15 protein-coding genes are annotated in these 16715 nt (G+C 34.1%); 3 read left to right on the top strand and 12 right to left on the bottom strand.

Translation table 11 applies throughout. The features are described 5' to 3' along the window. Positions 1-77: 77 nt before the first annotated feature. The 10 genes from CHB81_RS05125 to CHB81_RS05080 all read right to left on the bottom strand — a co-directional run bounded on the left by CHB81_RS05125 (position 78) and on the right by CHB81_RS05080 (position 11866). The gene (locus CHB81_RS05125; protein WP_089350814.1) at positions 78-2237 is read right to left on the bottom strand and encodes a TonB-dependent receptor; all 2160 of its coding nucleotides are present in this window, start codon (positions 2235-2237) and stop codon (positions 78-80) included. Positions 2238-2307: 70 nt separating this feature from the next. Continuing rightward, a complete protein-coding gene (locus CHB81_RS05120; RefSeq protein WP_254920972.1) occupies positions 2308-2685 on the bottom strand; it encodes a hypothetical protein in 378 nt (125 codons plus the stop codon). A gap of 76 nt (positions 2686-2761) precedes the next feature. Next, positions 2762-3721, bottom strand: coding sequence for a transporter (locus CHB81_RS05115; RefSeq protein WP_089350812.1), 960 nt, complete (start codon positions 3719-3721; stop codon positions 2762-2764). A 224-nt stretch (positions 3722-3945) separates the two neighbouring features. Continuing rightward, positions 3946-4992 (bottom strand): cytochrome-c peroxidase, encoded by a 1047-nt coding sequence (locus tag CHB81_RS05110; protein ID WP_089350811.1) that lies wholly within the window; start codon positions 4990-4992, stop codon positions 3946-3948. A gap of 254 nt (positions 4993-5246) precedes the next feature. Next, positions 5247-6050 (bottom strand): MbnP family protein, encoded by an 804-nt coding sequence (locus CHB81_RS05105; RefSeq protein WP_089350810.1) that lies wholly within the window; start codon positions 6048-6050, stop codon positions 5247-5249. A 112-nt stretch (positions 6051-6162) separates the two neighbouring features. After that, positions 6163-6540 carry a hypothetical protein gene (locus CHB81_RS05100; protein ID WP_254920970.1) on the bottom strand — a complete coding sequence of 126 codons (378 nt, stop codon included), beginning with the start codon at positions 6538-6540 and terminating at the stop codon, positions 6163-6165. Between the two features lie 170 nt (positions 6541-6710). Beyond that, positions 6711-10052: a preprotein translocase subunit SecA gene (gene secA, locus CHB81_RS05095; RefSeq protein WP_089350808.1), complete on the bottom strand. Its 3342-nt coding sequence runs from the start codon at positions 10050-10052 to the stop codon at positions 6711-6713. Positions 10053-10139: 87 nt separating this feature from the next. Next, on the bottom strand, positions 10140-10361 hold the full coding sequence (locus CHB81_RS05090) for a DUF2795 domain-containing protein (protein ID WP_007138072.1): 222 nt from the start codon (positions 10359-10361) through the stop codon (positions 10140-10142). A gap of 173 nt (positions 10362-10534) precedes the next feature. Then, the gene (locus CHB81_RS05085) at positions 10535-11104 is read right to left on the bottom strand and encodes a cob(I)yrinic acid a,c-diamide adenosyltransferase (RefSeq protein WP_089350807.1); all 570 of its coding nucleotides are present in this window, start codon (positions 11102-11104) and stop codon (positions 10535-10537) included. A 75-nt stretch (positions 11105-11179) separates the two neighbouring features. Beyond that, complete coding sequence (locus tag CHB81_RS05080) at positions 11180-11866, bottom strand: ABC transporter ATP-binding protein (protein ID WP_089350806.1); 687 nt, start codon at positions 11864-11866, stop codon at positions 11180-11182. Between the two features lie 308 nt (positions 11867-12174). Between CHB81_RS05080 and CHB81_RS05075 the strand changes: the two genes are divergently transcribed. Then, positions 12175-12834: a DUF6565 domain-containing protein gene (locus tag CHB81_RS05075; protein WP_089350805.1), complete on the top strand. Its 660-nt coding sequence runs from the start codon at positions 12175-12177 to the stop codon at positions 12832-12834. Positions 12835-12923: 89 nt separating this feature from the next. On the opposite strand, the gene CHB81_RS05070 is transcribed toward CHB81_RS05075, so the two are convergent. Next, positions 12924-13325 carry a helix-turn-helix domain-containing protein gene (locus tag CHB81_RS05070; protein ID WP_089350804.1) on the bottom strand — a complete coding sequence of 134 codons (402 nt, stop codon included), beginning with the start codon at positions 13323-13325 and terminating at the stop codon, positions 12924-12926. Between the two features lie 327 nt (positions 13326-13652). Here CHB81_RS05070 and CHB81_RS05065 point away from each other — a divergent pair, with 327 nt between their 5' ends. Then, entirely contained in the window at positions 13653-14141 is a 489-nt protein-coding gene (locus CHB81_RS05065; protein WP_089350803.1) for a hypothetical protein, read from the top strand. Here CHB81_RS05065 and CHB81_RS05060 read toward each other — a convergent pair. Then, entirely contained in the window at positions 14138-14929 is a 792-nt protein-coding gene (locus CHB81_RS05060) for an O-methyltransferase (RefSeq protein WP_089350802.1), read from the bottom strand. The two genes, CHB81_RS05065 and CHB81_RS05060, sit on opposite strands and share 4 nt — an antisense overlap. Before the next feature lie 170 nt (positions 14930-15099). Here CHB81_RS05060 and CHB81_RS05055 point away from each other — a divergent pair, with 170 nt between their 5' ends. Then, positions 15100-16650, top strand: coding sequence for an SDR family oxidoreductase (locus CHB81_RS05055; protein ID WP_089350898.1), 1551 nt, complete (start codon positions 15100-15102; stop codon positions 16648-16650). Positions 16651-16715 lie beyond the last annotated feature (65 nt).

The raw sequence follows: 16715 nt of genomic DNA, 5'->3' as shown, positions 1-16715 counted from the left end.
GAAGCGATATCCTTTTTTGAGTCGATTTTTTTCGCCTCAAAAAAGATAAAGCTGAGAGCGGGATTAGCTTCTAATAATTATTTTTTTAATGAAAAATTGTACTGTATTCCAAACACAAAAGTTCTTGGGGCAGCTGCTGTATAAGTTGGTTGTGCATTTGTGGTATTGGCTCTCGAAACATTGTAAGCATACAATTTATCGGTTAGATTAAGTACGTTTCCGTAAACTTCAATGTGTTTCCATTGATAACCAACTCTTGCGTTGAATATGTTGTAACCGCTATATTTTACGGTGTTTATCTGATCCTGATAGTAACTTCCCACAAGTTGCCATTCGACAGAAGTTCTAAGATTTGGAAGCCAGTTTGGATAATAACTTACTTCTGAATTTCCGGACCATTTTGGAGCAGCAGGCATTTCTTTTCCGTTTAAATCCTGAATTGGATCTGACGGTTTGTCTGAAAGTTTAAAATCGATATAAGTGTGTTGCGCGTAAGTTCCGCCAAGGCGAAAGTTGAATTGTTTTGATGGACGGTATGAAGCTCCAAATTCGATTCCTTTATGACGCGTTTCTCCGGCCGAACGATAATCTGTTGAATTATCAGCAAGTTTGATGTTCAAAAGTTCATTTTTTCCTTCCATATAATAGAAAGCGTAGTCAAAATTTAATTTATTCTGAAGGAAAGAAAACCATCCGCCCACTTCGTAATTGTTGAAAGTTGCGGGTTCTAAGTTGTAATAAAAGTCAGCAGGAACGCCAGTTGTTCCGCCAGTTCCCGGTTTAGTTCTAAAAATAGAAGTAATTCCCGGAGGCGCAAAACCTTCAGAATAATTTATATAGAAGCCTGCAAATTCAAAAGGATTGTAATTCACACCTGTTTTATAAGTCGTTTTGTCGTAAACTTTGCTTCCTGTAGAGTTATCCAAAGCATTGTTGTAATTGACTTTCATATTGTCATAACGACCTCCAAATGTGATAACTAATTTTTCAAATGGATTAAAACTAAATTGTGCATATTCTGCATAGTTATAAATATCTGCCGTATAATCTGCTAATTTTGAATCGGGATGTTCGGCAATAATCTCATAAGAATCTACCGTTTGTTTCCCTGGAGTTCCCGGATTCAAGTTCGCTTTTAAATCAATAACATAAGACCAATACGTCACAGGAGAATAGTCGTATAATGCTCCGGCAACAAGTTTGGCATTCAAAAAGTTGAATTTTTGAGTATGTTGTCCGATTGCTCCGTAGCTTTTGAAGTTATTCGAATTTACTTCGCCTTTTGCTGTTGTAGGATTTACGGTTGGACTCCATTTTATTCCGTATGAAGGATTTTGGCCTAATTTATTGTCGCGCAAATAAGCTGTAATATAACTGCTAGAATTGCTGTTCCAATCGTGTTCTAATGTTAATCTGGTTCTTAAAGCATCCGATTTTCTATAGGTAAAATTAGAAGTGCTTTTGTAGGTTCTGTTATTAAATGCGTCTTCGTTTACGGTTCCGCTCATGTCCGAATAATATTTTCCATACATGGTATTACTGATCAATCGGGTAGAGGGCGAGATGTTGTAATCGATTCTTGCATTCAGATTGTCTTTGTTATAATCCGAATATGCCATCCAACCGTTTTCTTGCAGGCTTGAAATTCCCGCAATATGAAAACCAACTTTCCCGATTGTTGCGCCACCGGCAGCCTGAAATCTTCTGTAACCGTAATTATCTGCCTGAACACCAAACTTAAATTCGGGATCAACAGGTGGTTTTAGCGAAATTAAATTAATTGTTCCACCAACAGCTTCCGGTCCGTATAAAGAAGAAACAGGACCTTTTACAACTTCGATACTTTGCAAATTATATTGATTGATTTCTAATAAAGCATTGTGATTGAAGATTCCCATTGGGCGAATTGGCAAACCATCTTCGAGATATAAATAATAAGCATTGGTCGTCATTGGCTGACGAATCGACATCATATGTTGTTCGTTTCCTAAATTCACCATTAAAACTCCGGGAGTTTTATTAATGATTTCGTAAACTGCTGTAGCTTTGGTTTCGTTGATTGTTTTTGCCGTTATTTTACTAATAGCAACAGGAGTATCTTTACGTAAAGTGGCGGTACGATTGGCTGTTATAAAAACGTTTTCAAGTTCCTGAGATTTGGTTGTGTCTTTTTCAACTTTGTTTTGTGCTAAAACACATTGCCCCATTATCAATAGGATAAGGTATATTTTTTTCATTATGAATTATATAAATTTTAAAAGTAACAAGTGGTTTTCTTGCTTTTTTGACAAGAAAGTGTGACTGAATTTATATAAAACAGGAGGGAGGACGGAAAGTAGAATTCGAAATCGAAATTGGTTTTTTATCAAAATAATCGAAAATTTTTGCTTCTGATTTGATTTGAACTATTAATTTGAAATCAGCAATAATTGTGTTTTGAATGTAAACCACTTCTGCTTTTTCTTTCAGATTGTCCTGCATTCTTTTTTCATTGTCCGAATATTTCTTCAGGCTTTTTTGAAGTTCGCAACGACCATTACAACTATTAAAAATCATTTTTCGTTGTACACAGATGGTTTTAGAAATTTCTTCCTGATTTAATTTGAATGAAGTGTAAACAAGGAAACTGCCAAAAGAAGGCAGTAAAAGCATGGCAGAAAGAAATAGGATTATAATTTTTTTCAAAGCTTATTTCGTTGTTTTGATAATTTTATTTTTAATTCGAATCAATTTTAATATGTGCTGTTAGGCACATATTTAATTATAGCGTATAATTCAAATTTACACTCCATCTGTAATTGGCTTCCATTTTTCCATTTGATAAATTTTGATTGATTGGAAGCATCGCATTTACACCAATCGAAAGCTTGTCTTTTCCGGCTTCAAAGCCAAATTTCCCAAACAGAATATCTCCCGCAGTATTTGGTAAATCCAATCCGTGTTGTTTGTTGGTTTGATAAACTTCGCCTGCTAATCCGGCCTGAGGAACTATTTGCACCGATTTTAAATCGAATAAATAAAATAGCGTTGCGGCATAATTAAACTGATCTCCGTATTGGTATTCCTTTTTATTTTCTGTTTTAAAAATATAATTCAGCGTTGTGTTTAGTCCCAAATCTTTTCTGTTAATCACATATTCTGAAACTACTGAGTAATCCCAACTTCCGGTTCCTAACTGAAAACTTTGGTTTACGCTTCCTAAATTATTGGCTTCGGTAAATTTACCCGTTGGTATTTTTATTCCCGCCCCAATATTTACTTTATGCGTAAAAACGGCACTGTCTTTTTTCGTTTCGAAGATTTTATATAATCCCATAACCGTAATATCTCCCAAACCAGAAATACTTTCTGTTCCAGCCGTTAATTCTCTTTCATGAAAATGATACGGAATCAATGCCGAAATCTGAATTTTCTCGGTTACGGGAATTCTTGTCCAAACCTGAACGGTATTGAAATTTTCGTCAATCCACGGTGAATTGTCAAAAATCCCGTCGCGGCTTGTATAGCTTTGTTTAAAATAGCGGACACCCACAAAATTATTATTCAGCATTGAGCTAAAACCCATACTTCCGCCACTTGCCGAACAACCGCAAGCATCGCAATCAAAGTCTTCCATCATTGCCAAACGTTGAAAAGTAAAGGCCGAAATACTATCTTTTTCTGTAAAACTAAAGGCCGAAAAGCCAACCAAAAATGTACAGATTACTATTAATTTTTTCATTTTAATTGTTTTTAGGAGCTGATCCCGCTTTCGGCTATATCTTTTTTCGGGTGAAGAAAAATCACCCAAAAAAAGGATACCGCCTCTATCGGGGCTAGGACTCCAGTTTTTATTATATTTTTATTTTTTTGCCACAGATTTCAAGGATTTTGCAAAACAACTTAAATTGTTTTTAATCTGTGTTGATTTGTAAAATCCGTACAATCTGTGGGCTATGTTTTTCTCTAATATTCCGAGAAACGCTTATCAGTCAAATATTGATTATCAGTCAATGTTTTCAGAAAAGCTATGATTTGTTTTTTATCCGTTTCAGAAAGTGCAATTCCCAGTTTTCCATTTTTATTTAAAAGCAGATCTAAAGTTGCCGATGCTACAATACCACTTTCATAATGATCTAAAACACCTTCAAGAGTTCCAAATCTTCCGTCGTGCATATATGGAGCCGAAACTTCTACGTTTCGTAAACTTGGAACTTTGAATTTGTAATAATCACTCGCTAATTCGGTTACTTTATATCTTCCAACATCATTAACCATTGGGTTTACAGCAAGACCATTATTTCGAAATGAGTTATCAGTCTGTAAATCTGTAGCATGACATGAAGCGCAGTTTGATTTAAATAAATTGTAACCAGCCAATTCATCCGATGTGAATGTTCCGCCAGCTTCATTTCGTCGGTATTTGTCAAATTTTGAGTTCGAAGAAACAATCATTACCATAAATTGCGAAAGTGCTTTAAGCATGTTTTCAGTAGTAATTGCTCCATCATCAAAAGCTTGTCCAAATAGTTTTTGATATTCTTTGTCGGCTTTCATCATTTTTAGAATAGCGGTAAAATTGCCATTCATTTCAATAATACTTGTAAGCGGAATTATAGGCTGCAAGTCTAAATGATCTGTCGCGCCGTCGTACATAAAGATACTTTGGTAAGCCAGATTTTGAATTGGCGGTGTATTCCGTGTGCCTTGCGCATTGTCTACACCGTGACTTACAGTGTGTCCGTGATGCGTAAAGGCATTGGCTTGTATGTGGCAAAAACCGCAGGAAACCACTCCGTCAGAAGCTAAGCGTCCATCGTAGAATAGTTTTTTTCCTAATTCAAATCCTTTTTGTGTTGGCGGATTCAGTGCGATATTGTAAGCTAAATCAGGGAAATTCGAAGGAACTTTAAATTCTAGTGGAACATTTACATATTCCTCGTCTTCGCTTTGATTTGAGCAACTCCATAACAATGGAATCATTAGCCATAGAAAATATTTTATTTTCAGCATGATTTTTTATGTTTAAAAAGCAAAATAGTATATTTTTTTTGCCACGAATTGTACGAATTTCCACAAATTACAATGGAGATTAAATTTTTTTAATTGTTATTGCTTTTTTTGTTTATTAGGAATACAAAAGTTGTGGTCTAGCCCCGATTGCAGTGGAAATCCTTTTTATTTTTTCTTTAAAAATAAAAAGATTGAAACGTAAAGCGGGACGTCATTTCTGGGAAACCGAAACTTTTGTGCTCCTGAAAATAAAATTAGTCGTTATGTACGTGATCAACTCTAAACATTCCAGATACGTTTTGAGTAATTAATGGCAAATTAGCACCGCCCATAATCATGGCGCCCATTCCTCCGGCATTATTGTCAGAAAGTTTGATTTTGTTTGTTCCGTCGATAATTTTAGAAACGTCTGTAATAAGGTGAACCTCTGGAGTAATTGTAGTACGAACTAAGGCTTTTGTTGGTAAATCCAGGGTAACTTCGGTATAATTATAATCCGTTCCTGTTTTACCGGTGTGAACCATAAAAGAGGTTGCGGTAGTTACAGTTGGAGAAGTAAAAGTTCCTTCGAAAGCAAGGAATTTGTAACCTGCTGACCAAGACCAAAACATTTCAGCATCATCTGCCTGAGCAAGAAAATCACCTTGTCCTGTTGCGCCTAGTTTCCATTGCTCTTCATCGACTCCTATTCCGAATTTTACTTTTACATAATCTCCCGCAGGAACATCAGTAAGTTCAAATTCACGACCTTCTGCAGAAGCTTCATCTGCTATAAAATAACTTTTACTTTTAGGATATGTAAAGGTTGTTCCGTCAGCTTTTGTTAAAACCACATTGCTAACAATGTATTTTACCATGCTTATTTTTAAAATCTCGTTGTTAGAGGTTTTGTTGGGTTGTGTATTTAGGATAAGATCGTTTGTTCCGTAAGCATTATCAAATTCTAATATAATTTTTCCTTTTCCGGATACGTCGCTACTGCTGTCATCACTTGAACAAGAACCTAGAGTAATAGAAATTGCTACAATAGCAAATGCTTTGTATAATGTATTTTTCATTTTATGAATTTTATATAATAGTAATTTTAAATTTTATTTGTGTGTAAACACAATTTCATTGTTTGGTGACAACGAAAATTATTTCAATAGAATTGAAATGTTATTTAAAAAATTATATAAAATAGGATGGAGGACGAAATGTAGAATTCGAAACCGAAATTGGTTTGTTGTCAAAAGAAGCAAAGAATTTTTCTTTTGATTGAATTGGTGTTGCTAATTTAAAATTTGCTGTAATTGTACTTTGAATGTAAACAACTTCTGCTTTTTCTTTCAGATTGTTTTGCATTTTCTTTTCGTTATCAGCGTATTTTTTTAAACTTTTTTGAAGTTCACATCGGCCGTTACAACTATTAAAAATCATTTTTCGTTGTACGCAGATGGTTTTTGAAATCTCTTCCTGATTTAATTTGAATGAGGTATAAACAAAGAAACTGCCAAATGATGGCACCAGAAGCATGCAGGAAAGAAATATGATTAAAATTCGCTTCAAAGCTTTTTTGTTGTTTATGATTGCAAAAGTACTGTTTATTCGATTTAGAAAGAATAAATATTAGTTTTTTTGCAAAAAAAATCCGCAATTACAAAGTAGTTACGGATTTTCGATATGACAAACCCGACAGGTTTTTAAAAACTTGTCGGGTTTAAAATTGTAAATATTATTTATTTAACAATAACCCATGCTCCAGAAGCGATTAGAGTTTCTGCTTTTTTAAATTTCATTTCTTCAGTTTTACCTGTTGCAACTTCCTGAACTGTTACAGTATCATTACGATTGATTTTTGGCATATCTCTCACGATAGTTTCTGTAACCTGACGTTGTTGTGTTTCTCCAGCTTCGCGGTTGATGTCTTCGCTGTTTACAATTTCGTCTTTGCTTAATTTGAAGTTTTCCTTTTGACGAACTTCTTTTGCTTCGTGAATTTCAGGAACGTTTTGAGCTGGTAAATCACCTTTGAATAAGAATGAAATAACTTCTTTATTAACGTTGTCTAACATTCCTCTAAACAAATTAAAAGCTTCTAATTTGTAAATAAGCAATGGATCTTTTTGCTCGTGAACGGCTAATTGAACTGATTGTTTCAACTCGTCCATTTTACGTAAGTGTTTTTTCCAAGCTTCATCAACAATAGAAAGTGTGATGTTTTTCTCAAAATCAGCAATTAACTGAGTACCTTCGCTTTCGTATGCTTTTTTCAAGTCAGTAACTACGTTCAAAGTTTTGATTCCGTCAGTAAATGGAACTACGATACGCTCAAAATGATTGTTTGGCTCTTCGAAAACTCCTTTAATGATTGGGAAAGCTTCTCTTGCGCTTCTTTCTGTTTTTTCTGTATAGAAAGCTAGAGTTTCTTTATAGATTTTTCCAGTAATTTCGATATCAGATAATTTCGAGAAATCTGCTTCAGAAATTGGAGAAGTGATCGAGAAATAACGAATCAAATCAAATTCGAAGTTTTTGAAATCATTAACAGGTTTGTTTTGACTTACAATTAATTCGCAAGTATCATACATCATGTTAGCGATATCCAGTTTCAAACGCTCACCAAATAAAGCGTGACGACGACGTTTGTAAACTACTTCACGTTGAGAGTTCATAACGTCATCATATTCTAATAAACGTTTACGAACACCAAAGTTGTTTTCTTCTACTTTTTTCTGAGCACGCTCGATAGATTTCGTCATCATAGAATGCTGAATAACTTCACCTTCCTGAAGTCCCATTCTGTCCATTACTTTGGCAACTCTTTCAGAACCAAATAAACGCATTAAGTTATCTTCAAGAGAAACATAGAATTGAGAACTTCCCGGATCTCCCTGACGTCCTGCACGACCACGTAACTGTCTGTCAACACGACGAGAATCATGACGCTCTGTACCAACGATTGCTAAACCTCCGGCAGCTTTTACTTCTGGAGATAATTTAATATCGGTACCACGACCAGCCATATTTGTTGCAATAGTTACAACTCCGGCTTTTCCTGCTTCTTCAACAATTTGAGCTTCTTGTTTGTGCATTTTAGCATTCAAAACGTTATGTGTAACGCCTCTCATTTTCAACATTCGGCTTAATAATTCTGAAATCTCTACAGAAGTTGTTCCAATTAAAACTGGTCTTCCTGCATTTGATAATTGTGTTACATCTTCGATTACAGCATTGAATTTCTCACGTGTAGTTTTGTAGATGTAATCTTCTTTGTCTTGTCTTGACATCGGACGGTTTGTTGGAATTTCAACAACGTCTAATTTGTAAATCTGCCATAACTCTCCAGCTTCTGTAACCGCTGTACCTGTCATACCACCTAATTTGCTGTACATTCTGAAATAATTCTGTAATGTAACTGTTGCAAATGTTTGTGTAGCAGCTTCGATTTTTACATTTTCTTTAGCTTCGATCGCTTGGTGTAAACCGTCAGAATAACGACGGCCATCCATGATACGACCTGTTTGCTCATCGACAATCATAATTTTGTTGTCCATGATCACGTATTCTACATCTTTTTCAAAAAGAGCATACGCTTTTAAAAGTTGTGTAAGTGTATGGATACGCTCGCTTTTTACTCCAAAATCCTGGAATAATCTTTCTTTAGCTTCCGCTTCAGCGTCTTTATCTAGTTTTTGTTTTTCGATAGCAGCGATTTCAGTTCCAATATCCGGAAGTACGAAAAAGTCAGCATCTGTATCTCCTGAAAGGTATTGAATACCGTTGTCAGTCAATTCAACTTGATTGTTTTTTTCTTCAATTACAAAATACAAAGCTTCATCAACTTTATGCATTTCGCGATTGTTATCCTGCATGTATTGATTTTCAGTTTTTTGAAGCAATTGTTTGATTCCTTCTTCACTTAAAAATTTAATTAATGCTTTATTTCTAGGTAAACTTCTGTAAGCTCTTAACAATAAGAATCCACCTTCTTTAGTGTTTCCTTCTTTGATTAATTTTTTAGCTTCAGATAAGAAACCATTCGCTAACTGACGTTGTTGAGATACTAAGTTTTCGATTTTTGGTTTCAACTCATTAAATTCATGACGATCTCCTTGAGGAACAGGTCCTGAAATAATAAGTGGTGTTCTTGCATCATCAATTAATACAGAATCGACCTCATCGACAATTGCATAATTGTGTTTTCTTTGCACTAAGTCGCTTGGCGAATGTGCCATGTTATCTCTTAAGTAGTCAAAACCAAATTCATTGTTGGTTCCGTAAGTGATATCAGCGTCGTATGCTTTTTTTCTTTGTTCTGTACTTGGTTGGTGATTATCGATACAATCAACAGTTAAACCGTGAAATTCGAATAAAGGTGCTTTCCATGTACTATCACGTTTTGCAAGGTAATCATTCACAGTTACCAAGTGAACTCCGTTTCCTGTCAAAGCGTTTAAGTAAAGCGGAAGTGTAGCAACCAAAGTTTTTCCTTCACCCGTTTGCATTTCGGCAACTTTACCTTCATGCAAAACCATACCTCCAATTAACTGAACATCATAATGAATCATGTCCCATGTAATTTCTTTACCGGCAGCATTCCATTTGTTAGCCCAAGTCGCTTTGTCACCTTCAATAGTAACATAAGTTTTTGAACCTGAAAATTCGCGGTCTTTTGCAGTTGCAGTAACTTCGATAAAAGAATTGTCTTTAAAACGACGTGCAGTTTCTTTTACAACAGAGAATGCTTCCGGAAGGATTTCCAATAAAGTTTTCTCTGAGATTTCGTAAGCTTCTTTTTCAAGAGCATCAATAGCATCATAAAGATCTTCTCTTTTGTCAATGTCTTCGATGTTTTCAACTTCTGCTTTAAGCGAAGCAATTTTAGCATCTTTGTCAGCTCTGGCTTCTTTTATTTTTTCTTTAAAAAATGCGGTTCTGGCTCTTAGTTCGTCGTGAGACAATCCCATTAAGCTGGTTTCGAATGTTTTAATTTTATTTAAATATGGCTGTAAAGCTTTGACATCTTTCTGTGATTTATCACCTACAAAGACTTTAATAATACTGTTTATGAAACTCATGATTTATTGTATTTCTATTTTATGTAAATGTGTATTTGAACCAAAAAAAAAGCCTCGGTGATGAGACTTTTTCCTTTGGTTTATTTTTTAATATTCATCCTCATTCCAAAGATAATCTTCGTCTGTTGGATAATCAGGCCAAATTTCTTCCATTGATTCATATATCTCGCCTTCGTCTTCAATCGACTGAAGGTTTTCTACTACTTCTAATGGAGCACCAGCTCTAATAGCGTAGTCAATAAGTTCGTCTTTGTTAGCAGGCCATGGCGCATCACTTAAATAAGATGCTAATTCTAATGTCCAATACATCTGTTATCTGTTTAGTTTGTGCAAAAATAAATTTTTTACTGAAAAAGACAAGTAAAATTTGATTTATTTTAATAAAATTTAAGAACGTCTCTATATATTGTAGATTGTAGAAGGTAGATTTTAGATTTTTGCAATCCGAATAATCTAAAATGTGAACTCTAAAATCTAAAATTTCATTTTCGGGGAATCCATTTCACTTCATCCGCTTTTAAGTCTGACGACAACTTCCGTGCCAAGACAAAAAGGTAGTCAGAAAGTCGGTTTAAGTACATGATTGCGATCTCTGGAACGGGTTCATTATGGCTTAAATGTACTGCCAAACGCTCTGCGCGACGGCAAATACAACGTGCTATATGACAATGTGACACGGTTGGATGACCTCCGGGTAAAACAAAATGAGTCATTTGCGGAAGGCTTTCCTCCATTTTGTCTATTTCGTTTTCTAATAATTCTATATCAGTATCAATGATTCCGAGATTTTTCAAGCGAAGTTCACCGTTTTTTAAAACTTCTTTTTCTGCCGGAGTTGCCAAAATGGCTCCAACGGTAAATAATCGGTCCTGAATTTCGATTAATATAGTTTTATAATGCTCGTCAATTTCCTGATCGCGAATAAGACCTATATAAGAATTTAATTCGTCAACGGTTCCATAACTGTCAATTCTGATATGATCTTTAGGAACTCTGGTGCCTCCAAAAAGAGCCGTGGTTCCTTTATCTCCTGTTTTTGTATATACTTTCATTTTTTTGAGGTGCTAAGTTGCTGAGTACGTAAGTGACTAAGTTTTTGTTTTCGATTAAACAAATAACCAATTAAACTATTTCGTAGTGTCACTTTCAATCAAACCATCTCGCAAACGAATTACGCGATGTGCATAAGCAGCAATATCTTCTTCGTGTGTTACTAAAATCACCGTGTTTCCTTGCGCATGAATATCTCCAAAGAGTTTCATAATTTCTACAGATGTTTTACTGTCTAAGTTTCCGGTTGGTTCATCGGCAAGAATAATAGAAGGTTTGTTGACCAAAGCACGGGCAATTGCAACACGCTGACGTTGACCTCCCGAAAGCTGGTTAGGCTGATGGTCCATTCTGTCTGCCAGATTTACTTGTTTCAAAACTTCTTCAGCTCGTTTAGTACGTTCTGATTTAGAATATCCGGCATAAATCATTGGCAACGCTACATTGTCTAAAGCTGTAGTTCTAGGTAAAAGATTAAAGGTTTGAAAAACAAATCCAATTTCTTTGTTTCGAATTCCTGCTAATTCATCATCTTTCATTTGGCTGACATCTTTTCCATTCAAAATATAATGTCCGGAAGTTGGTGTGTCTAAACAACCTAACAAGTTCATCAAAGTTGATTTTCCGGAACCAGACGGTCCCATTAAAGCTACATATTCGCCTTTGTTGATTTTTAAATCTATACCTTTTAAGACATAAACGATCTCATTACCAAGAACAAAATCTCGTTTTATATCTGTTATTTTAATTAATGGATTTGCCATTTCGATTTACAATTTTGGATTTAAAAGTACAAAACACTTTTCAATAAACGATAAGTAGTTTTAATTGATTTTTGTTACAGATTTCAGGATTTAAAATCATGATTTTCTACAAATTATCATTTTTATAAAAATTATAATTTAATCAAATGAAATATGTTATACGATTTTGTATTATTTTTATATAATTTTCATTTTTTCGGGTTTTTATTGAATTATAATGTTTTAAATATTATAAAAGTGATAATTGTGTAATAATAAGCTCTGCTTTGTAGCTTATATTTGGTATGTAATATTAAATAATCAGAATTATGAAAAACATACAATTATTATCAGGACTTGCTATTATAGCATTAAGTTTTACATCATGTAAAGATGAAAAACAAGAAAAAGCTCAAAAAACAGTAGACTCTTATGTCGCTTATGTCGATTCAGTCAAAAATGTTAAAGCAGATGATCTGAAAGCAGATTGGAAAAATGTTGAAGCGGAATATGACAAAAAAGCTGCAGAAGCAGAATTAGCTTTAGCAGATATTAAAGATAATGCGGCCGCGACCGATAAAGTAAATTCGAGTAAAGTAAAATACGAAGAGTTTAAAAAAGAAATGACCACCGTTCTTGCCCCACCTGCTCCAAGTCCGAAACAACAATTGCGTAATGCATTATTTGGAGAAGGAAAAATAGGAGAGGATATGAGTTTTGCTTGGGTAAATGCCAAGAATATTCATAGTGTTTATCAGCAATTTGTTCATACAGTTGAGAATAATAAGGATAGTTACTCACGTGAAGACTGGGACGAAATTAAATTAATGTATGAAGCGCTTGATAGTCGAAAAAACACTGTTGAAAAAGAAGGGCTTACTGCGGAAGATAACAGAAAAATTGCAGGTTTGAAATTGAAATTTGCTCCAATGTATACTTTAAATAGAATGGGAGCTAAATCTGAAGAAACCAAAGAAGCTAAAAAATAATTATTTATAAAATTGAATTAGTATTAAAATGACAATCAGAAATGGTTGTCATTTTTTTATACCCTAATTTTGCTGAATCGTCCTGAAATTTATTTGATGATAAGTTTTTCAAGCATTGACATCATTTCATCTTTTTCTTTCAGCATACGCTCATATAATGCAATTTTTTCTTCATGCAATTGAATAATCTTTTCAATAGGATTATTATTTTTAACTATAAGCCCAATCGCATTATCATTGGTATTAAATGTATTCGCAATAACATTTACTGCTTGTTCTTCATCAAAATTTTGAAAAGCTTCAAGAGGAATTTTCATAGAATTAGAGATTTGTTTCAGCAGATTATCTTCAATTACTTCTTTCTGTTCCAGTATAGAAATTTTCTTCTGGTTCCAGTCTTCTCCCAAATCATAAGCCAGTGCTTCCTGTTTGATGCCAAGCATTTCTCTGAAACGTTTTACGTTTCTTCCCTGATGAATTTTCTGTTCCATAAATGAGTGTTATTTTTCTAAAGGTTCAAAGATAAAGCTATCTCTACTAAAAAGTGAATTTCAAAGATAAAAAAACATTTCATAAAAACATCTATTTTTGTAGGATATTATCTCTAAATTCAGAATAATTTACCTTAATAATAAAAGCAAATTTTTTGAATAGGAGTTAAATCTGAAGAAACTACACAAGCTAAAAAATAATTTTTTTATAAATTGAATTATTATAAAAATGACAATCAGAAATAGTTGTCATTTTTTTTTGAAATATAATTTTAAAATGAGTTTGTTGTGATAATAATTTTATTTTAGCGATCTGAAAATTAAATAATGGAAATCTATCTTATAATACTACTAATTACAATACTACTTTTTAGACTTTGTTATTTTTTTGAGTATTTTTCTAAATTCGAATTTAAGAGTTTAGTTGGTATTTTTGTTTTTTTGTTTCTGATAATAGCTTTCTTTTTTAGTATCGCGACACAAATATACTTTGTCAAAAGAATAAAAGACAATTATGCTTTATCAGAAGGAAAAGTAACATTTTATCACACTGGAAGAGGAAAATCGGAAGGAAAAGTTCAATATGATTTTAAACTAAACGGGGAATGGGTTTCTAATACGTATAAGGAAAATCATTATATAGAGATTCCGGACGAAAAACCAAATACAAATATTAGCTATTTGGTTATCTATGAAGAAGATTCGCCTCAAAATGGTTATATATTATTTAATTATCCAATAACAGATGAAGATGATTTATTAGAGTACGAAGAATTATTTAAAAAAGGAATACCTGATGATGTGTTTTATAATTAAGCACGAATCACAAAATGTTCTTTTTCCTGTTCGTATCTGAAAAACACAAATCCCCATTGAAAAGTATCAATTGTTACGGTTACTTTTGGATGGTTTTTTATGATTTCCCAAGCTTCTTCCATTTCTGGAGACCAATGAATATCATCAAAAATCCAAACAGAATCATTTGTTATTGTTGGTAATAAAAGGTCAAAATAAGCGATAGTGGCTTTTTTAGAATGATTTCCATCAAAGTATATTAAGTCGAAGTTTTCAGTCTCGGTTTTCAGTCTCAGTTGAAGGTCTTCAAGATAACTTTCGAATTCAGTTATTACCGAATCTACATTATTGAAATTGAATTTTTGTAATTGCAATTGACATTGATTTGCCGTTTGCGGGCAACCTTCAAGCGTAATCACTTTTGCGTTTGTGCTTCCTAAGGCTAAGGCAGAAGTTGCCAATCCTAATGAAGTTCCTATCTCAAGAATGTTTTTTGGCTGAAAATAATTGGTTACGCGAAATAATAATTCGGCACGTTTTGGAGAAATTCCTGCTGTAGATGCAATTTTCGAAATCTGTCTTCTATTTGATTTAAACACTTTTGAACCGGCGCCAAAATCGGTTACTTCAATAAAGTTTTTGTTACTGAGTAATGATTTTCGATAGTTTCGCAAAATCGAATATTCGGGTTTTGTTTTCTTGTCGTAAAAACATTTTGTTAATAAACTAAACACAAACGGTGAATGAACTCCATGTTCGTTTTTGGAATTCCAAAGGAATTTTAAATAAGATTTAATTTGAAATAGCATATAAATGGTTGCAAGGAGGTGCGAAGATACAAAAAAGTCGAAAGTCGTAAAGTCGAAAGTTTTAAAGACACGGGTGTTGCTTTATGACTTTTGATTTTGAACTTTTCCGACTTTTAAAAAGACTATATTTGCGAACTTTAATTTTAAGCTAATAGTAATACTTTTTTATGATGTTGAAGGAAGAAATAGAAGATAAGAATATAATATCTTCTGAAGAAATTAATCGATGCATTGCTATTTTAGCACAATTGAATACGAATACGGATCAGATTTTTGATATTCCAAAAGAGCAACGAATTGCTTTAATCAAAGAAGCGGGGATGTTTTCCAGACCTGACAGAGGTGAGTTTGCAAGACGGGTTAAAGATGGTTTGCAAGCTGCCAAACGCAAAAAAGAAAAGAAAGACAAAACCGCTCGTAAAGAAACCGGAATTCGTCATGCAAGAGAAGCAAGTATATTTGTTGCACCTAAATTATTGGCTTTTAACGATCTTGCCAGCAAAGAACAATTAGAGCTTGAAACCCCCAGAAACTGTTACGTTTGTAAAACAGAATTTACTAAAATGCACCACTTTTATGATACGATGTGTACGGATTGTGGCGATTTTAATTATGCCAAACGTTTTCAGACGGCTGATGTAAAAGGGCAAATTGCAGTTATCACGGGTTCCCGATTAAAAATTGGTTATCATATTACATTGATGCTTTTACGTGGTGGTGCAACCGTTATCGCGACTACACGTTTTCCGGTAGATTCTGCTTTGCGTTTTGCGAAGGAAGATGATTTCATGGAATGGGGACATCGATTAAAAATTCACGGTTTAGATTTGCGACATATTCCAAGTGTGGAAATCTTTTGCAATTTTATAGAGCAAAAATATGAGCGACTGGATATTTTGATTAATAATGCAGCGCAAACGGTTAGACGACCTTCAGGATTTTATTCCCATTTAATGCCGAATGAAGAGTTGCCCATAAGTGCATTGCCCAAACAAGCACAAGAATTATTGGCAGATCATCTTAATTGTCTGGAGGAATTAAAAGTTTTAACAACTGGATTTTCTTCAAATGAAAATATGCCTGTAACCTGGCACGGACCAGAACCCGGAATTGGTTTGCGTGCTTCGGCTCAATTGTCTCAAATTCCGTATTCTTTTGATAATGCGCTTGTAGCAAATGAGGTTTTTCCGGAAGGAGAACTTGATGCTGACTTGCAACAGGTTGATTTGCGAAAAACAAATAGCTGGCGTTTACGTTTAGGTCAAATCGAAACTACCGAAATGATCGAAGTGCAATTGGTGAATTCTGTTGCGCCTTTTGTGTTATGCAACCGACTTTCCGAAGTAATGAAGAAAGATAATACAGGTAAAAAACATATTATAAATGTTTCGGCTATGGAAGGAAAATTTCATCGCTTTTTTAAAGAAGATCGTCATCCGCACACCAATATGGCAAAAGCGGCTCTTAATATGTTAACGCATACTTCATCAGGAACTTTAGCAAAACACGGGATTTTTATGAATGCTGTTGATACAGGCTGGGTAACTGACGAAGATCCTGCCGAATTGGCAAAAAAGAAACAAGAACTTGAAGATTTTCAGCCGCCATTGGATATTGTTGATGGTGCAGCACGTGTTATGGATCCTTTGTTTGACGGAATCAATACTGGAAAACACTGGTGCGGAAAATTTTTGAAAGATTATAATCCGATTCCTTGGTAGAGTTGAGTTTTCAGTCTCCGCTTCATATTAGAAGAAAATAAAAAACCACAACAGAAATAATATCT

It is taken from the genome of Flavobacterium sp. ov086, assembly GCF_900187965.1.
In the GTDB taxonomy this organism is placed as follows: Bacteria; Bacteroidota; Bacteroidia; order Flavobacteriales; family Flavobacteriaceae; genus Flavobacterium.
This window is presented reverse-complemented; position numbering and strand designations above follow the sequence as displayed.